A 19188-nucleotide genomic window follows, 5' to 3' on the forward strand; every position below is an offset into this window, starting at 1 on the left:
CCCCCCAGCCCCCCCCTCCCCGATTCCTTGTACCCTAAATTAATGAAAGGGGTAGCCTGATGTCCGTTTTTTTACAGCTGAATGGAATATCAAAAATATTTGGCGGGGTTCATGCCCTGTCGAACGTCAATCTCACGCTAGAAAAAGGCGAGGTGCACTGCCTGTGCGGGCAAAATGGCTGCGGTAAATCCACGCTCATCAAAATCATGTCCGGGGTGCATCAGCCTGAACCCGGCGGGCACATTACCATTGCCGGGGATCGCATCAGTCACCTGACGCCGGTAGAAAGCACCCGTCTTGGCGTTCAGGTGATTTATCAGGATCTGTCACTGTTTCCCAACCTGACCGTGGCGGAGAACATTGCCATTGGTCTGCACGCGGGGGGCCTGCGCCAGGTGAACTGGAAACAGGTTCATCAGCTCGCCCGCGATGCCATGCAGCGCATCGGCGTTTCGCTGCCACTCGGCGACAAAGTGGCCGATATTTCTATCGCGCAACGCCAGCTGGTCGCTATCTGCCGGGCAATGGCTGCCGATGCACGGCTGGTGATTATGGATGAACCCACGTCCTCGCTGACGCGTCACGAAGTGGATGCCCTGCTGAAGCTGACACTGCAACTGAAAGAACGCGGTATCACCATCGTTTTTGTCAGTCACCGTCTGGATGAAGTGCTTGAAATTGCCGACCGGGTCACCGTGATGCGCGACGGCAAAATGCTCGGTACCTATGATGCCAGGGAGATGTCCGACCGCAAGCTGGCCACCCTGATGACCGGTAAAGAGTTCAGCTACCAGTGTGCCGCCAAAGATCGCCCGGAAACCGACACCGTGCTGGAGGTTCGCGGACTGTCCCGCAAGGATGAATACCACGATATTACCCTTGATGTCCGCCGGGGCGAAATCCTCGGTCTGACCGGGTTACTCGGCTCCGGGCGCACTGAGCTGGCCCTGTCGCTGTTTGGCCTCACCCGCCCTGAACAGGGTGAGATTATCGTGAATGGTGAAGTCGCGGTAATGCGATCCAACAGGGATGCCATTCAACGCGGCATCGCTTATCTGTCAGAAGATCGCCTGGCTCTCGGGCTGGTGCTTGAACAGTCCATCAGCACCAATATCACCCTGTCGGTGATTGAAAAACTGGTCAACAAAATCGGTTTTATTCGTGATGATCTCTATGCCGACACCGTGCGTCACGGCATCGACGCCCTGACCATCAAAGCAGGCAATCCTGAGAACAAAGTGAAAACGCTTTCCGGCGGAAACCAGCAGCGCGTGGTGCTCGCTAAATGGCTGGCGACAAATCCCAGCCTGCTGATCCTCGACAGCCCGACCGTCGGCGTGGACATCCACGCTAAAGACGGAATTTACGCCGTAATCAGAAACCTTGCTGCACAGGGCATTGCCATCATCATGATTTCGGATGAAATCCCGGAAATTTACTACCACAGCGATCGCGTGCTGGTAATGCGTGCCGGGCGGCTTAACGGCGAATATATTCCAGGTCGCTGCTCGGAAGAAGAATTGAAGGAGGCGGTCAATGCGTGATTTTTTCCAGCGTTTCATCCATACCCACGAGTGCCGGTTGCTGATTGTTATCACGCTGATGGTGATCTTCCTCACCCTGTTCACCCCGGAGTTTGCCTCGCTGCAAAACCTGGTGGATGTCCTTGGGGCAACGTCATTTATCGGTATCCTCGCCGTCGGCCTGCTGGTGGTGATCATCACGGGAGGTATTGATATCTCCTTTGCGGCCACGGCCTCGATTACTCAGTTTGCCGCACTGACGGTGGCCAACCACTACGGCATCGGCTGGGTGGGGGTTTTCGCCATCGCTGTCGGGCTCGGGGTCGCACTTGGGCTGATTAACGGCCTGCTGGTCAATTCACTCAGAACCTCGGCGCTGATTATTACTATTGCCACACTGAACGTGTTCTTTGGCATTTTACTGACCGTCACCGGCGGTGCTGACATCTTTGCCCTGCCGGACTGGTTTACCGCGGGCTTTGAATTTGTTTTTCATACCGATGCTGACGGCATTCCTTACGCCGTGAACTTCCAGATTATCGCCATGTTCCTGGCCTTCCTGCTGACGTGGCTGCTGCTTAACCGCAGCAATGTAGGCCGTCAAATCTATGCCATGGGCGGCAATCCTGATGCGGCGCAGCGCGTGGGGTTTAACGTTTACCGATTGAATATGCTGGTCTACGGCTATATGGGGGCGCTGGCAGGCATTGCATCACTGGTGCAGGCGCAGCTGGTGCAATCCGTATCGCCTACCGCGCTGGTCGGGCGCGAACTGGATGTGGTGGCGGCCGTGGTCATTGGCGGTGCCAGTCTGACCGGCGGTTCCGGTACGGTGCTGGGTACTGTACTCGGGCTGGCGCTGATCGCGATTCTGCAAAATGGGCTGATCCTGCTCGGCGTCTCGTCGTACTGGTCGCTGTTCAGTACTGGTCTGGTGATCATCACCGCGATGATCATGATGGCGAGAGAAACGCGCAAACGTCACAAGCTGGCAGAACCCGGAGTGGCATCATGAAAAATCATAACAACGGCCTGTTAGATAACCTGCATCACCGCGTGGGGGCCACCAATGCCCGCCTGCTGGTGATGCTGGCCCTGATGGTCATCGGCCTTGGCCTGCTGGAAGGCAACAAACTGTTTGGCATCGCCGGGCTGCAGTCGATGGGCTTTCAGCTCCCCGAGCTGGGATTCCTGGCGCTGGCCATGATGATCCCGATGCTGTCTGGTGGTATTGACCTGTCGATTATCGCCACGGCTAACCTGTGCGCGCTGACGGTGGCCTATATGCTGGCCGCTCTGATCCCTGAAACTCAGGGTATGGCCTGGGGCATGGTCCAGTTTGCGGCGATCGGTGCCGGGCTGGTGGTCGCCGCGCTGGTAGGCTTGCTCAACGGCATACTGGTGGCGTACGTGCGAGTGCCACCGATGCTGGCCACCCTCGGCACCATGACCGCGGCAAAAGGGCTGGCGATTGGTATCAGCCATGGCAATGTGATTTCCGGTTTCCCTGAGCCGATTGTCTTTATCGGTAATGGCACGCTGCTCGGCATTCCCGTGGCGCTGCTTATCTTTGCCGCCGTCATCGTCCCGTTAAGCATCTTCGTCAATAAAACCCCGCTGGGTAATGCTATTGCGATGATAGGTTCCAACGAACGGGCGGCACAGTATTCCGGCATCAATACACGACGCAGTCTGGTCTGGGTCTATCTGATCGCTTCCCTGTTAGCCGGTGTCGCAGGGATCATCATGATGGCACGTTTCGATTCGGCTAATGCGGCCTATGGCGAAAGCTACCTGCTGGTGGCGATCCTCGCAGTGGTGCTGGGTGGCGTAGATCCCTTGGGGGGATTTGGCAGGGTCAGCGGTGTGATCCTGTCGCTGCTGATCCTGCAACTGATGTCGACAGCATCCATCCTGCTCGATCTCAGCCAGTTTATTACGCTGGCGCTGTGGGGGGCGATCCTGCTGCTGGCCTCCGGCGGTCTGGTGCTGAAAGAGTGGATGTCTGAACGCGCGAAAGCGAAGACGGCGACACGAGCTTATAAGGTCTGACGACCCCTCATGGACGTACAGATGACCCACATTGATCGTCACCCGATCAATGTGGGAAATCATTACATTAGCCCCACTCTATGGGTCATGATATGTTTACGCGTTAACACACTGAGTAAGGAAATAAGGTGTCTCATGGTCAACTCTGCCGATGATGCAAGTTCGATTGGCCCCCGGTTACGCATGATGGTGTCGCTGCTGACCCCGCTGGAAACGAAACTGGTCAACGCGGTGCTCTCAAACGACTTTCACGAACGGGTTGCCCTGAAAGACGTGGCCAGCCAGTGCGACATGTCTGAAGCCATGGTGGTCAAAACAGCAAAGAAACTGGGCTTTAGTGGCTTCAGAGAGTTGCGCAGTAAAGCGGCGGAATATAATCGCCTGCCGATCACCGAAATGCATCAGGAAGTCTCCCCGACGGATACGGCAGCGGAAATTGTCACCAAGGTGTTTCGCACTTCGGCGCAGGCGCTGGAAGAAACCCTGGCGATCCTCGATATGAAAGCCTTTGAACGTGCTGCCGAACTGCTGGCGAAAGCGCAACAGCGTGATTTTTATGGCTTCGGAGGGTCAGCACAAATCGCCCGCGATGCGGTGCATAAATTTCTGCTTATTGGCGCGCGCGCCACCGCCTGGGATGATCCCCATATGATGCTGATGTCAGCCTCATTACTGGGTAAAAATGATGTGGTGCTGGCGATTTCGCATTCCGGCCAGACCAAAGATATTCTCGAAGCCGTTAAAGCCGCACAGGCCAACCAGGTGCCGGTGATCGCTATCACTAATTATTCCGGTTCGCCGCTGGCCAATCTGGCCGATACGGTGTTGTGCTCCACGGCACGGGGGTCTCCGCTCACCGGTGAAAACGCCGCCGCACGCGTCGCCCAGCTCAACATTCTGGATGCCCTGTTCGTGGTGGTGGCGCAAAGCGATTATGCTCATGCCGAGCAACAGCTCAACCGCACGATGATGTCTGTCGCCCACAAAAGAAAATAATCCGGCCGCTAGCCGGACTTATTCTGTATAGGGCAGATCCTCATCCGGCGTCACAATGCGCACCAGATGAATAATCAGATACAGCAGCTCATCGTTGGTTAATGACACCTGCAACAGGTTAAACACATATTCGCCAATCAGCTGACTGGCGCGATAGTGATCGGGATATTCAGCCTTGACCTGGGTGAAAATAAAATCGTCTTTATTGGCGATCTGCCGCCCCTCCACCATCCGTTGAATAAAAAATTGCAGGTGGGTCAGGAAGCGCTGGTAGTTCAGGGAGTCCCGGTTGATCTCCACGCGAAAGTGATACTTGATGATATTGAAAATATCTTTCAGCATCTTCACCGACAGCAGCGTGGTTTCCATGTTTTGCACATCGGTTTGCCCGTTAACCAGATGGAAGGCAATATTCCCGGCCTCCTCCTCCGGCAGGTCAATATTCAACTGCTGGTTAAGCTGCCGTACCGCCTGTTGCGCCACGGCAAATTCACGCGGATAAAAACGTTTTACCTCAAACAGCAGCCGGTTCTGGATGGCAATCCCTTTTGTAAAACGCTCAACAGCAAAGCTGATATGGTCCACCAGCGTAAAAAACAGCTGCTCACTCAGCCGGCTGTTTAACTGGGCGCTGGCACGATCGAGCAGCTCCTGCACCAGCGGCAGCAGAGACTCCGGCGCGTTTTCAATCACCCGCAGATAGTCGCGGCGGGTCTGGCTTCCCTGCACGATAAAGATCTTCTCAATCTGTGACGCATCCAGCGTATCGCCCACCTTGCTGTTAAAGCCGATGCCCTTCCCCATCACGATGACTTCGTCATGGTCAGCGGTGCTGGAGAGCACCAGACTGTTATTCAGCACCTTTGCTACGGTCATTTTATCCATTGTGCTGCCATCCGGCCCCTGTGCTGCTGATTGTGCGCTCTGTTTTACCGGGTCGCGCCGTTGCTGGCAATCACCCGCTGATACCAGCCGAAGCTGGCCTTGCGGATACGCCGTAGATCTTTCACGTCATGCTCGCCGCGATCCACATAAATAAAGCCGTAGCGTTTACCATAGCCCTGATGCGTACTGACCACATCGATGGCTGACCACGGGCAATACCCCATCAGCGGCACGCCATCCGCTATCGCCAGCTGCATCTGCGCGATATGCTGCCGCAAAAAATCGATACGATAATCATCGGCAATGATATCGCCTTCCTCCAGCACATCCGGCGCGCCCATCCCGTTTTCTGTGATCAGAATCGGCAAATGATAGCGTTCCCAGGTTTTACGCAACGTCAGACGCAGCCCGACCGGATCAACCACCCAGCCATACGGTGTTTTCTCCACCCAGGGATTTTCAGCTGCCCGATACACACCCGGTTCGCCCAGCATGATTTGCTGGTCACCGGCACGTGCGCTGATATCCGACGCATCACCCTGACTGGCGGCGATGGTGGCGGTCGAGTAGTAGTTAATCGCAATAAAATCCGGTTTACCCTGGCGTAAAATCTCAGCATCCCCGGCGGCCATCTGTGGGGCAAGACCGCGATCCTGCAGATAACGCCAGGCCAGCGCGTTATAGCGCCCGTGCACCGCCACATCAAGAAAACTCCAGCAGCGCAGGGTTTCCCAGTTATGCGCGGCGATAGCATCTTCCGGGCGGCATGTGGCCTGATACATTGACGTGGTATTGATCGCCGGGCCAATTTTGCTGTCGGGCAACATCTGATGACACAGCGCCATCACCTGTGCCTGGGCCAGCATCATATGATGACTTTGCTGCCATAGGCACGCTGGCGACGGCAGTTCACCACCGGGCGGCAGACCAATGGCGCCCGGATGCAGGATCATGGTGTTCTGTTCGTTGATAGTCAGCCAGTGTTTCACTTTGCCGCCAAAATGGCTGAACAGCGTACGCGCATACTCAACAAATGCCGCTATCGTTGCGCGGTTCTCCCACCCGCCCTGTTCCTCCAGGCACCAGGGCAAGTCAAAGTGATAAAGCGTGGCAATCGGCTCAATGCCGTGACGGTTTAGTTCATCAATCAGTCGCTCATAGAACGCCAGCCCCGGCGCATTCACCTCACCGACGCCGCCGGGAATGATGCGCGTCCAGGCGATGGAGAAGCGATAGGCTTTCAGTCCGAGTTCGGCGAAAAGCTGTACATCTTCGATGCAGCGATGATAGTGGTCGCTGGCAACGGTAAAATCTGCCGTCTCCTGCGGGTGCTGGCACATATCGATAATCGACGGGCTTTTGCCATCTTCATTCCATGCCCCTTCCACCTGATAGGCAGAGGTGGATGCCCCCCACAAGAAGCCGTCCGGGAAAGGCTGGGATTGTTGATAAATCATGATACGCTCGCTTGTTGTTTTGGGGTCAGGGCCAGCAACGCTGAGCCGCCATTGACCTGGTCTGTAGCCAGATTCTGCACGATCTGATAGTCATCACTGTTGACCACCAGCACCGGGGTAATCAGTTCATATCCCGCGGCGGTAATGGCTGCGCCATCAAAGGTCACCAGCACATCCCCCGTATGGACACGATCGCCCACCTGTAATGAAGAGGTGAAATACGTGCCGTTCAGATTGACGGTATCGATTCCGACGTGGATCAACACCTCTGCGCCACTGTCCGACAAAATTCCCACGGCATGCTTCGACGGCAGAAAGGTCACGACCACCCCATTAACCGGCGAGAGCAGTTCACCGCGATCCGGCACAATGGCCACGCCCTGGCCTAACAGCCCCTGAGAAAAAACGTCGTCCGGTACTGCCGACAGCGGCAGCACGCGCCCGCTCAGAGGACTGTGCAGGGTTTCACTCACCTGAGTTGATGGCGAGACGCCTGCTGCCTGCACCGGCACAGGTTCGGCAGTCGCTTCATCCGCGGCTTTGGGATCATCAAAACCCAGTATCCAGGTCAGCGCAAAGGCGACGACCACCGCAATCAGGCAGGTCACCAGCGCATGCACAATATTCATCGGGTTTTCACCAATAAACGCTGGCAACGCCGCCAGGCCCGGTGAGACGAAGGCGTAGCGCACCAGCCCACTTAACCCGGCATAGATTCCGGCACAACCACCGCCGATCATCGCGGCAATCAGCGGGCGTTTTAACTTCAGCGTCACCCCGTATAACGACGGTTCCGTAATCCCCAGCAGCGCGGTAAAACCGGAGGACGATGCCAGCTGCTTCAGATCTTTATTTTTGGTTTTCAGTGCAACACAGAGCGTCGCCGCCCCTTGGGCAATATTGGAGGCCAGCATACCGGGGCCGTTAATCGTCTCAAATCCCTGGCGGGTCAGCTGCATGGTGGCAATCGGTGTCATCGCCCAGGCAGTGCCGGTGATCACCAGGAAGGGTTGCAGGCCGCCCATCAGCATTGGAATCAGCCAGCTGGCCTTGCCGTTAATCGCCGCCGCGCCGCTCGCCACCAGGTCATTGAGTAAAAACCCAAACGGCCCTATCGCCACCAGCGCCAGCGGTGCCGTCACCAGCAGCACAATCATCGGTTTGATAAAGAAGGTGATCATCGACGGCGACACGCGTTCAGCAAAGCGTTCCACCCACGACATGATCCACACGGTAAAGATGATGGGCAGCACGGAGCCGGCATAATCGGCCAAACGAACGTCGATCCCGATAAAGGTGATCTCCCCGCCTTTCGCCAGCATTTGCGCCAGGTTGGGGTGCAGCATCGCCCCGGCAATCGTCATGGCAAGGATGGGGTTGCAGGAAAACTTAATCGCCGCACCGTAGGCCAGCAGCACCGGCAGGAAGAAGAAGGCGGCATCAGCAATGGTATCCAGTAGCTGATAGGTGGTGCTGCTGACGCTGATCAGCCCGCACAGTTTCAGAATCGCCAGCAGGGCTTTGATCATCCCGGCGCCGGTGATTGCCGGGATAACCGGGGTGAACGTGGTGGAAATCACGCTGATAATCTGGCTGAAAATCCCGCCTTTTGCTGCCGCAGGTTTGCCGCCTGGCGCGGCATTGCCAATAGCATCCAGCATCGTACGGTAGGTCTGCTGCACCTGGTTTCCCACAACAATCTGGAACTGGCCGCCGCTTTCCACCACGCCGATCACACCCGGAAGTTTTTCAATTTCCGTCTCCTGTACCCGGCTGCGGTCGCTGAACTCAAGGCGCAGACGTGTTGCACAGTGAGTGAGCCTGCTGATGTTATTTTTGCCGCCGCTGAGAGCTAAAATCTCATGGCCGAGTTTTTTATAATCCACGGTATTCCCTCAAAAAAACCAAAAAAAAAGACCAAAATAAAAATGCGCCTCAATAAAGAGGTCATGCATTTTTATTTTGGTCTTGCCTGCTTTACCAGTGACATGCCGCAATAAAAAATGGGGGCAACCTGTAAAGCCGTTGCGCCGCGATTATCATCATTTCCGGCATTAACTGGCAATGACTCCCGTAACAGAATGGGATCTGGCTCTCATGTTTTAGCGAATAAACGTCGAGGTGCGCCTCTGTTCCGGCAACCTGCTGACCTCAGGGGACAACCGAAAAAAATGTCGTCCCCTGAGGGAGCCCCACAAAAATGAATGGCTGGCAGTCTGGCCTCAGGTCCGGGGGCCCGTTTTGGACACGCCGGAACGGCAACGGCCGCATCCCTGCGGGCCTCGGCACGCGACGTCCTGGCGCGGCACGTCCGGCTTACCTCAAACTGGCCCCCTCCCCGCAGAACGTCTGCTCGCTGTGGGTATTACACCCCCCACCATGTGACAGTCTCTGCGGATTAATTTGGGTTTGGGTTTTGACCTGGATTTTGACGTTGAGGCGGCATTCAGCAGCGCTGAGGAAGCGCAGTGAACCAGGACGAACCGCCAGGACGGCGGTGAGAGGGAGAGCCGGCACAGGGATGTGCCGTCACGACCGCTCCGTCTGTGAACGAAGCTGACGATGGCACCCGCTGAAAGCGGGCGATGCGCCTGCCGCAAGCCCGGATTCCAACGGGCGGGGCGACTGCCGCCCTTTGGTCGCTTCGCCCGCGCAGCGGGAAAGCGAAACGCCCTTGACGTTGACCTTAACGTTGATCTTAACGTTGACCTTGACGTTGACCGTCATGCAGACCATCACCCCGGCTCAGGGGAAGTCCCTCCCGTGCTACTCCAGCGGCACGAACTTCAGCTCACTCAGCGGCTGCACTTTCTCTTCACGCACCATTTTGTATTCGGTGTCCGGCCCCAGCCAGCGGTTCCAGATGCGGTCAATTTCACCCCCCTGCTCCATGGCCATCAGTCCGGCATTCACTTTGGTCAGTAGCGCCTCATCGCCTTTTTTCATCCCAACGGCGACCGGTTCCAGCGCCATCGGCTCTTTGATCATCGCCAGCTTAATATTGTCAGCCGCAGCGCGGTTCACCAGCTGGGTGGCGGTCATACCGTTGGTGACAAAACCCACGGATTTATTCTGTTGCAGTGCTAAATAGGCCGATGCGGTATCCTGGAACGTCACCGGCTTAGCCTGCGCCATGCGAATGGATTGTTCTGAGGTGGAACCTTTCGTTGAACTCAGGCGCTTGCCTTTGAAGTCTGCCGGGGTTTTATTGGCATTGGGGCTTTTCACCACCAGCACCTCTTTCGCAATGTAGTACGGATCGCTGAACTGGATCTGCGCAGCACGGCTTTTGGTGTAAGCGAGGTTGGCGATCAGCACATCCACGCGCCCGGTCGTCAGCACCGCGATACGGGCTTCGACGGAAACCGGCATCAGGTTCACCTTGACGCCCAGCTGACCCGCCAGCGCCTGGCACAGGTCAACATCCATCCCCACCAGCTGACGGGTTTTCGGATCCGGTGAGGAGAACGGCGGAACATCAGCGTAAACGCCACAGTTAAGCTGACCGCGGCTGGCAATATCAGACAGCGTATCAGCCTGCGCAGGCAGGGTGGCACTCAGCAGTAAGGGCAGGCAGATCGCCCACGACAGCGGAAGTTTCTTATTCATCATCGACAGACTCCGTTAATGTGCAGGTGAGATCAGTGCTGACGCAGATCGGTCAGGAAACGCTGGGCGCGCTCATGTGCGGGCCGGGTAAAAAAGTCTTCAGGTCGGGCTTTTTCGAGGATCTTTCCTTCATCCATAAACCAGACCGTGTCCGCCACTTCGCGGGCAAAATTCATTTCGTGTGTCACGCACATCATGGTCATGCCATCCCGTGCCAGACCGCGCATCACGTTCAGCACTTCCCCAACCATTTCCGGGTCAAGCGCCGATGTCGGTTCATCAAACAGCATCACCGGGGGGTTCATCGCCAGCGCCCGGGCAATCGCCACGCGCTGCTGTTGCCCACCGGAGAGCTGAGCGGGCCAGGCATTGGCTTTGTGTGCCAGACCCACGCGGTCCAGTAAGGCCAGCGCCTGTTGCTTCGCTTCACTGCGCTTCATCCCCAGCACTTTCACGGGTGAGAGCATCACGTTGTCGACCACCGACAGGTGCGGGAACAGGTTAAAGCTCTGGAACACAAAGCCAATGCGCGCCCGCAGCTTGTTCTGCTGCATGCCGCTGCCGTGAATATCATGACCATCGAACACGATCTGCCCCTCCTGGATCGGCTCCAGGCGGTTGACGGTGCGGATCAGGGTAGATTTGCCAGAACCGGACGGGCCACACACCACCACCACCTCACCGCTGTTCACTTCCGCGTTGAGGTCGGCCAGAGCGTGATACGCGCCATACCACTTATTAACCTGATTAAACCGGATAATCGGATGCATGCCTTACTCCTCAATAACGGGTTTGGTCACCAGCAACGTGCCGGACTGTGAAGAGGCCACCGGATGGCTGCGATTACGTTTCTGCGCAATGCGCCGCTCCAGCCAGTTCGCCAGCCACGTCAGACTGAAACAGATGATGTAATAGCTCAGTGCCACAATGGCAAACACCTGGAAAGGTTTGGTCAGCAGCTGGTTGTTGACCTGGTTGGCCGCAAAGGTCAGCTCAGGAACGTTGATCACATAGCCCAGCGTGCTGTCTTTAATAATCGAGACCAGCTGGCTGACCAGGCTTGGTAACATGTTGTAGAGCGCCTGCGGCAGGATCACCAGACGGAAGGTGCGGGTGTAGCTCATGCCCAGCGCACGTGATGCCTCGTACTGCCCCGGCGGCAGTGCCTGGATACCGGCACGGACGATCTCCGCGATATAGGCACTTTCATAGATCACCAGGGTGATCAGCATGGTGCCGAAGCCGCTCAGGGTATGCCCCAGTAATAGCGGCAGACAGAAGTAGGTCCAGAACACCACCATCAGCAGCGGGATGCCGCGCAGCACGTACACCCAGGCGGTCGCTGGCCAGCGCAGCCAGCGGTAAGGTGAAACACGTGCCACACTCAGCAGTACGCCGAGCGGCAGCGCAAACACAATCGCCAGTACTGACACCAGTAAGGTACAGAGCACCCCGCCCAGCGGGCCGTTCGGATACTGTCCCATCAGGAACAACATGCCGTTCTGCTGTAAAATCGTCAGCATTTCCGTCATCAGACGTTACCTCGCATAGACACGTTGGAAACGTTGCGCCAGCAGCGCACCCGCGCCCATCAACAACAGAGAGAAGAACAGGTAACAGAGCGTTGACACCAGGTAAGCTTCAAAGGTACGGAAGGTGTAGTTTTCGATTTCCCGCGTCACGTAGGTCAGGTCTGCCACGCCAATCACCATCGCCAGACTGGTGTTTTTAAACAGCAGTACCGTGTGGTTAATCAGCGCAGGTAACGCATTACGAATGCCCTGCGGCAGAATGATCAGATGCATCGACTGCATATATCCCATGCCGAGGGCGCGGGCGGCTTCCGTCTGCCCCTCCGGCGTGGCACGCAGGCCGCTGCGGATGTCCTCGGAAAAATACGCCGCCTGGCACAGCCCCAGCGCCACCAGTGAGAAGACAAATTCGGCGTTGAAATCATTCAGCCACATCTGCACCGATTCCGGCAGCAGCGTGGGAATGGCGAAATACCACATCATCAGCTGGATCAGCGTGGGCACATTGCGGTGATACGAGACATAAGCGGCCACCAGCCACTGCAATACGCGCAGGTTACTGAGGCGGATCACCACCAGCAGCATCGCCAGTACCATCGCCAGCAGCCAGGAACCCAGCGCCAGTTGCAGCGTCAGCAGCATGCCGTCGATGATCATCTGCCCGTACTGGCCATGCAGAATGACGCTAAAATCAAGTGAACCGTTCATTGTCGCTTGCCCTCAGTTAATCGGCTTGTCAGCGGATGGCATCACCAGGACGCATGGTTGACAACCCACCCGGCACCTGGAGCGTCGGCGTGATCTCGATATGACCGATATTCACCGCCACCGGGGCGGCCAGCGCGAAGGCAACGGTATCGGCGATATCTTTGGCCTGCGGTAGTTCGAAGCCGTCGATAAACTGACGGCGCGCCCCCTCTTTATCACCGGACACGTTACCGAAGATATCGGTCGCCACCCGGCCAGGACAGATTTCGGTGATACGCACACGTTTGCCATAACAGTCGACGCGCAGCTGACGCGAGAGCGCATGCACACCTGCTTTCGTGGCGTGGTAAATCGAGTTGCCACCGAAGTTGTAGATCGCCGCAATCGACGTAATGTTGATCACATGCCCGCAGTCGCGCTCCATCATGCCCGGTACCAGCAGGCGGCAGAGATGCAGCACGGCACGCAGATTCACATCTACCTGGGTGTCAACATGCTGTTCTTCGGCACTAAGAATGGAGCCAGGATGTGAAACACCGGCGTTGTTGACCAGAATATCGATCGGCAGGTCGCGGCAGACTTCGGTCAGTGCGTTAACATCCGCAACATCCACTACGTGGGGAATACAACCGGTCCGGGCAGCCAGGCGTTCCAGCTCATCACTGCGGCGTGCCAGCGCATGCACCACAATGCCCTCTTTGCACAGGCGCTCGACGATGGCTTCTCCCATGCCGGCGGATGCGCCGGTGACCAGGGCCGTTTTGTAATCTGAAAAAGGCATAATGCACTCCTGTTATTCTTCTGGTGTTTTGACTCTATCCCCCTGGGCTTACCAGGGGGTAAGAGGTTAAGCCTTTGTGGCAATAAGCCACTCTTATAACCGGGCTTAACGGGCTTTTTGTTGTGACAGCGATCTGATTTCTCCGCCATTTGCCTGGATATCCCGGCGCAGACGCGCAATCAGTGCCAGCGCCCCCGGCGTGTCACCGTGCAGCAAAATGGAGGACACATTCATCGGCAGCCGCGTGCCGTCGATGGCGGTGATGGACCCGGTGGTCAGCAGGTCAATCACCCGGCGGCTTACCTCTTCAACATCATGAATAACGGCCCCCGGCGACCCCCGCGGCACCAGCAGGCCATTGGCCTGAAAAGCCCGGTCGGCAAGGAAGGTGCAGGCGACATGCAGCCCCAGCGCCCGTGCGCAGCGTTCAACGGCATTGCCCGGCGTGGTGCTGATAATCAGTGCGGGATCAAAAGCCTGCACCGCCTGTAACAGCGGCCGTGCCAGCGCCTCCTCTTCTGCCGCCATATTGCCCAGTGCGCCGTGAAAGCTCATGTGCGTCAGCGGATAGTCGGCGGCACGGGCAAAGCCGGATAACGCCCCCAGTTGATAGGTGACATCGTGCGCAAGCCGGGCCGGGTCGATCTGCATCCGGCGGCGACCAAACCCCTGTAAATCCGGGAAACCAACGTGGGCGCCCAGGTCAACACCGTGCTGTTTCGCCAGCGCAACGCTGCGAGCCATGATCGTGGCGTCGCCCGCATGAAATCCGCAGGCCACGTTCGCCGAGCTGATCAGTGCCATCAGTCCGGCATCATCCCCGAGGGTGTAGTCGCCAAAGCCTTCGCCGAGATCGGCGTTAAGATCGATGCTGCGCATGGCTCTGTTCCTCTGTCTGTGGTTTTTCCTGCGGCAGCAATTGCATCAGCGCCTGGGCGTACTCCACTGCCTGACCTTGTGTCGCCTCAATGCTAGTCAGGATGCCGTCCTGCGGCGCACGGACCGGCAGGCAAAGCGGCCCGGCCTGAACCAGCGCCAGCAGGCAGCCTGCTTCCACCGGCCCGGAAGCGGGGCCGACGTTTTTACCGCTCAACGGGTCCTGTAACCAGAGGCGGCCCGGCATCGGTGCCGTGACGGCAACCGGCATGACGGGCACCGCTATGGCAGTAACCGGTTCGGGGGCGACGACGGGCCGCTGACTTCCTGGCTGACAGGTCATGCGAATGGCATAGTCCGCGCTGTTAATTTGCAGGCTGGTCAGGCCGCTACGCTGCATCTGATTGACCAGGCCCTGTAACTCTCGAAATGCTAACATTCGTTCTCCTTTTATCGGGTCAGCCCGCGCTGCGGCGGTAACGTTCAATCTGATGACACAGGTTATCCAGCCAGCGGTCCTGCTCCTGCTGTGCCTGCTGCGCCTGAAGCAGATCCACTTCCACAAAACGTACCTGGCTGCCCACCGGCACCTGTCCCAACAGCCACATGTCGGCGTCGATCACCGTCCCCAGTTTCGGATAGCCTCCGCTGGGTTGCGCATCACGCATCTGAATAATCGGCTGGCCGCTATGGGTGACCTGGATAACGCCCGGGATGATGCCGTGAGAACGCATCTCCAGCGGCACTTTTGCCACCAGCCCTTCGCCTTCCAACCGGTAGCCGTAGCGGTTGCTTTGCGGTGTGATACGCCACGACTGCTGCCAGAAGCGTTGGACCGATTCCGTCGTGAAGCGGGTGTATTCGGCCGCGGGCAGCACGCGGATCTCCGGCACCTGCAATGAGCCTGCTTGCAACGTCAGTCGTGGTGAAGGAATACCGAAGTCAGAGGCTCCGCGATAGTCAGGGGTGCGGGCGTTCAGCCGGTCGCCAGCGCTGAGGCCGCGTCCCTGCCAGCCGCCAAATTCACCGCGTAACTGCGTGCTGCGCGAACCGAGCACCCGGGGAACATCCACCCCACCCGGCAGGTGCAGATAGCTGCGGGCGGAAAAACGCGAGGCATTCAGCGTCAACACTTGGCCTGCGCGGGCGTGTGCCACCCACCATGCGGGAACCGGCTTGCCGTCCAGCAAGGCCTGGCTGTCACCGCCGCTGAGGGCAAACAGGCCATCGCTATGAAAACGGACACGGAAAGGAAACAGCGGGACTTCAATCACTGCGTCGTCCGGGTGATTACCCAGCAGCGCATTACCGAGGCGCAGCGCCAGAGGGTCCATCACCCCCGCCGTACCGACGCCGTAATGCAGCGCGCCGAAGCGCCCCTTGTCCTGCACGCTGGTGAGCGGTGTGGTGCGTTCAATTTCGATCATGCCAGCACCTTTTCCACGCGAAAACGAATGCTGTCACCGGGCTGCAAGCGCACCGGCGGTTCAGCGTGGGCATCAAAGAAGATAAAATCCGTGCGGCCGATGGTGTTCCAGCCGCTCGGTCCGGCGGAGGCGGAAACGCCCGTCTGCACACCGCCAATCGACACTGAACCACCGGGAATGCTCTGCACCGGGGTACTGCGGCGTGGCGTGGCGATCTGCGGGTCCATATTGCCGAGATAGCAGTAACCGGGATGGCTACCGAGGGCATAAACCGGATAGAGGGGTTCGCTGTGGCGCTGAACGATTTCCTGGATCGTCATACCGGTGTGTTCCGCCACATCGCAAATATGCGGCCCCGGTTCGCCACCGTAGATGACGTTCAGTTCGATGATGCGCCCGGAGAAGGTTTTACTCTCCCCCCGCTCCCACTGGCGCAGCAGCTGTTCCGGCAGCAATGCGGCCCCGCACCACTGTGGGTCGAACACCAGCATCAGGTTGTTCATCCCCGGAACCACGCCGCGAATACTGTTCAGCCTGGCGCTGTAGTCTGCCAGCGCCCAGATGCGCTGCTGGTTCACGAGTGAGAGTGCCCCCGGCGCTTCAAACAGCAGAGCGTGGGTGCCCAGCCAGCTGATTTGCGGTGCCTGTAACTGACCTGCTGGATCCATTCCTCATCCTCAACATCATATCCGTCAACGGAAAGCCCGACATAAGGCCACTGTAGCCCGGTCGTTCTGCCAGTCTGTAAGAGGGTTTCGCTTTAGGGGGATAAGACAGACTTATTACTCTTAAGATTTTGCGTGCATGAGGTGCATACCATCAGCACGGGTCGATCGAAAAAGATGATCGACCCCTACAGAGTATCGCCGCCTCCTTCAGAAGATGACCTTACCCCACCAGCGTCAGTGGGCGATTGTCCTGGGTGCGTTCGGCCATCAGCGCCAGCAGGATTTTTTTCACCGCCTCGGCAGGCTGTGAAAGCGGCAGGTGATCTGAGGTACAAAATGAGAGTGGCGCCTGAATGCCCGGGTCGACAATCTTCGCCATGCGTGCATGGGCCTGCGCCACCATGTTGCGCGCAATGGACTCCGGCAGGATAGTGGCACCGAGGTTCTTATCCAGCGCCAGCGCCAGTGTGGAAGCTGACTCAATTTCACATTTTACGCTGTAAGAGAGGTTTTTCTGCACGAAGGCTTCATCGACCAGTTTGCGCATAATGTTGTAAGGACGCGGCAGGAACAGCTCCAGATGCGCAATCTCTTGCAGGGTAACGGTTTTACCAAAGCTGGCGGTGGCCTGCGGCGTCACCAGATACAGGTCCTCTTTCATCAGCGGGATAAACGCCAGCCCGTGCACCTGACGGTTGCCATATAGCACCGCCATATCCATACGCCCGCTCATGATCAGTTCACTGAGGGTGGTGCCGAAGCTTTCATTAAAATAGAGCAAAATGCCCGGGTGCTGTTTACGCACTTCTTCCATCAGCGGCAGGGCCAGCAGCGAGGCCGCCGTACCGGGCGCCAGCCCGACCGACACCTGCCCACTCAGTGCCTGCCCGGCACCATCAATGGCACTTTGTGCCTGTTCGCACTGGCGCAGGATCGCCTGGGCGTGCGCATAAAGAATATTGCCTGCCTCGGTGGGCGTGACGCCGCGTTTGGTGCGGATCAGCAGTTGCTGTTTGACTTCGCCTTCCAGCGATGCCAGCTGCTGGCTAAGGGCAGGCTGCGCGATGTGCAGAATATCAGCTGCCTGAGTCAAACTGCCGACATCGACAATTTTGATAAAGTATTTGAGCCGCCTGAGATTCATCGTGACCTTCCTCTTCTGCACTGCGCTGCGGTAACCATCGGGTGAAGGGTAATATAGCAAGATCCAGACCACTCTAAGGGTGAGCGCCGACACACCAGGAAAGTTAATATGTAAAACAGTGAGATAGATCTCGATTTTAACCGTTTTTTAACATATTTTCTCTCCGTTCTGTGATGCAGCCCTGCACCATGAAATGGCTTTTGCTTATGGCTCTGCCCCATCCATAAGCTTTCGCTCTTGAATCAGAACAAACTCCTCTTAGCCGAAGCGCGCCGGTGTTCGTAACTTAAGGCTATTACGCCACCGACCGGAGTGTTGCCATGAGTGCCATCCATATTGCTAATCGCGTTACCCGCATTAAACCCTCGCCGAGCAGTACCGCTTCCGACCGCGCCAATGCGCTAAAACGTGCCGGAAAATCGATTGTTAATCTGGTGGTGGGTGAGCCGGACTTTGACACCCCCGCGGTGATCCGTCAGGCCGCCAGCGCCGCGATTGAGCGGGGCGAAACTCGCTATACACAGAACAATGGTACCCCTGCACTGCGTGCGGCGATCGCAGAGAAGTTCCTGCGCGAAAACCGTCTGACGGTGAATGCCGACGATGTAATTGTGACCAACGGGGCCAAGAGCGCCATTTTTAACGCCTTTGCCGCTACGCTGGAAACCGGCGATGAAGTGCTGATCCCGGCACCTTTCTGGGTTTCCTATCCGGATATGGTGCTGGCCTGCGATGGCCGCCCGGTGATTGTCACCTGTAGCGAGCAGGACGGGTTCAAACTGACGCCGGAAAATCTGCGTGCGTCGATTACCAGCCGCTGCCGCTGGCTGCTGATTAACTCCCCTTCCAACCCGAGCGGTGCCAGCTATACGCGTGCCGAGCTGCGCGCACTGGCCGATGTGCTGCTGGATTATCCGCATCTGGCGATCATGACCGACGATATCTACGAGCATATCCGCTATGACAATGCGCCGAATGTCCATCTGCTGGAAGTGGAGCCGCGCCTTGCTGACCGTACCCTGATCGTCAACGGCGTGTCGAAAACCTACGCTATGACCGGCTGGCGTATCGGTTATGCCACCGGGCCGAAAGCATTGATCGCGGCGATGGGCACGCTGCAATCGCAGTCCACCAGCAACGCCAGCTCCGTCAGCCAGGCTGCGGCACTGGCGGCGCTGAACAGCGGCACCGAATTTATCACCCACAGTCTGGAGGTTTACCGCCAGCGCCGTGACGATATGGCCGCCCGTCTGAATGCCATTCCCGGGCTGAGCTGCCGTCTTCCGGAAGGTGCCTTTTATCTTTACGTCAACTGCGGGGGTCTGCTGGGGAAAACCACGGCGGAAGGGCAACGTCTGTCCACGGATAACGACGTGGTGCTGTGGTTGCTGGATACCGCTGGCGTTGCGGTGGTGGCCGGGGCGGCTTACGGCCTGTCGCCTTACTTCCGACTGTCGATTGCTACCGATTTACCTGCCTTGCAACAGGGCGCGGATCTGATTTCCGCCGCCGTTGCCAGCCTGAACTAAA

At 57.6% G+C, this 19188-nt stretch carries 18 protein-coding genes; 5 read left to right on the forward strand and 13 right to left on the reverse strand.

What is annotated here, in order from left to right; all coding sequences use genetic code 11:
• Positions 1-59 precede the first annotated feature (59 nt).
• From WH279_RS19060 to WH279_RS19075, 4 genes are all read left to right on the forward strand, one after another.
• Positions 60-1544, forward strand: a complete 1485-nt coding sequence (locus tag WH279_RS19060) for a sugar ABC transporter ATP-binding protein (RefSeq protein WP_159336360.1) — start codon at positions 60-62, stop codon at positions 1542-1544.
• A complete protein-coding gene (locus WH279_RS19065; RefSeq protein ID WP_133841595.1) occupies positions 1537-2538 on the forward strand; it encodes an ABC transporter permease in 1002 nt (333 codons plus the stop codon). The genes WH279_RS19060 and WH279_RS19065 overlap by 8 nt, the downstream gene beginning before the upstream one ends.
• A complete protein-coding gene (locus WH279_RS19070; RefSeq protein WP_339458043.1) occupies positions 2535-3575 on the forward strand; it encodes an ABC transporter permease in 1041 nt (346 codons plus the stop codon). The genes WH279_RS19065 and WH279_RS19070 overlap by 4 nt, the downstream gene beginning before the upstream one ends.
• Positions 3576-3710: 135 nt before the next feature.
• Positions 3711-4571 carry a MurR/RpiR family transcriptional regulator gene (locus tag WH279_RS19075; RefSeq protein WP_339458044.1) on the forward strand — a complete coding sequence of 287 codons (861 nt, stop codon included), beginning with the start codon at positions 3711-3713 and terminating at the stop codon, positions 4569-4571.
• A gap of 18 nt (positions 4572-4589) precedes the next feature.
• Here WH279_RS19075 and licT read toward each other — a convergent pair whose 3' ends face one another.
• From licT to nac, 13 genes are all read right to left on the reverse strand, one after another.
• The gene (licT, locus tag WH279_RS19080; RefSeq protein WP_200644129.1) at positions 4590-5447 is read right to left on the reverse strand and encodes a BglG family transcription antiterminator LicT; all 858 of its coding nucleotides are present in this window, start codon (positions 5445-5447) and stop codon (positions 4590-4592) included.
• A gap of 53 nt (positions 5448-5500) precedes the next feature.
• A complete protein-coding gene (locus tag WH279_RS19085) occupies positions 5501-6913 on the reverse strand; it encodes a glycoside hydrolase family 1 protein (RefSeq protein WP_339458045.1) in 1413 nt (470 codons plus the stop codon).
• The gene (locus WH279_RS19090) at positions 6910-8799 is read right to left on the reverse strand and encodes a beta-glucoside-specific PTS transporter subunit IIABC (RefSeq protein ID WP_339458046.1); all 1890 of its coding nucleotides are present in this window, start codon (positions 8797-8799) and stop codon (positions 6910-6912) included. The genes WH279_RS19085 and WH279_RS19090 overlap by 4 nt, the downstream gene beginning before the upstream one ends.
• Positions 8800-9679: 880 nt before the next feature.
• A complete protein-coding gene (locus WH279_RS19095) occupies positions 9680-10522 on the reverse strand; it encodes an ABC transporter substrate-binding protein (protein WP_445235259.1) in 843 nt (280 codons plus the stop codon).
• A gap of 32 nt (positions 10523-10554) precedes the next feature.
• Complete coding sequence (locus tag WH279_RS19100) at positions 10555-11292, reverse strand: amino acid ABC transporter ATP-binding protein (protein WP_339458048.1); 738 nt, start codon at positions 11290-11292, stop codon at positions 10555-10557.
• A 3-nt stretch (positions 11293-11295) separates the two neighbouring features.
• Positions 11296-12054, reverse strand: coding sequence for an amino acid ABC transporter permease (locus WH279_RS19105; RefSeq protein WP_133841588.1), 759 nt, complete (start codon positions 12052-12054; stop codon positions 11296-11298).
• A gap of 6 nt (positions 12055-12060) precedes the next feature.
• Complete coding sequence (locus tag WH279_RS19110; RefSeq protein ID WP_133841587.1) at positions 12061-12762, reverse strand: amino acid ABC transporter permease; 702 nt, start codon at positions 12760-12762, stop codon at positions 12061-12063.
• A 28-nt stretch (positions 12763-12790) separates the two neighbouring features.
• Positions 12791-13543: an SDR family oxidoreductase gene (locus WH279_RS19115; protein ID WP_133841586.1), complete on the reverse strand. Its 753-nt coding sequence runs from the start codon at positions 13541-13543 to the stop codon at positions 12791-12793.
• Positions 13544-13648: 105 nt separating this feature from the next.
• Positions 13649-14422 (reverse strand): LamB/YcsF family protein, encoded by a 774-nt coding sequence (locus tag WH279_RS19120; protein WP_339458049.1) that lies wholly within the window; start codon positions 14420-14422, stop codon positions 13649-13651.
• On the reverse strand, positions 14403-14858 hold the full coding sequence (locus tag WH279_RS19125; protein WP_339458050.1) for an acetyl-CoA carboxylase biotin carboxyl carrier protein: 456 nt from the start codon (positions 14856-14858) through the stop codon (positions 14403-14405). The genes WH279_RS19120 and WH279_RS19125 overlap by 20 nt, the downstream gene beginning before the upstream one ends.
• A gap of 19 nt (positions 14859-14877) precedes the next feature.
• On the reverse strand, positions 14878-15846 hold the full coding sequence (locus WH279_RS19130; protein WP_339458051.1) for a 5-oxoprolinase subunit C family protein: 969 nt from the start codon (positions 15844-15846) through the stop codon (positions 14878-14880).
• Positions 15843-16514 (reverse strand): 5-oxoprolinase subunit PxpB, encoded by a 672-nt coding sequence (pxpB, locus tag WH279_RS19135; RefSeq protein ID WP_191932851.1) that lies wholly within the window; start codon positions 16512-16514, stop codon positions 15843-15845. The genes WH279_RS19130 and pxpB overlap by 4 nt, the downstream gene beginning before the upstream one ends.
• A gap of 220 nt (positions 16515-16734) precedes the next feature.
• Positions 16735-17658, reverse strand: coding sequence for a nitrogen assimilation transcriptional regulator NAC (nac, locus tag WH279_RS19140; RefSeq protein WP_191932852.1), 924 nt, complete (start codon positions 17656-17658; stop codon positions 16735-16737).
• 320 nt (positions 17659-17978) lie between these two features.
• On the opposite strand from nac, the gene WH279_RS19145 reads away from it, so the two are divergent.
• Positions 17979-19187, forward strand: coding sequence for an aspartate transaminase (locus WH279_RS19145; protein WP_339458052.1), 1209 nt, complete (start codon positions 17979-17981; stop codon positions 19185-19187).
• Position 19188: the final 1 nt, after the last annotated feature.

Source organism: Erwinia sp. MYb375, assembly GCF_037479175.1.
Classification (GTDB): Bacteria; Pseudomonadota; Gammaproteobacteria; order Enterobacterales; family Enterobacteriaceae; genus Erwinia; species Erwinia rhapontici.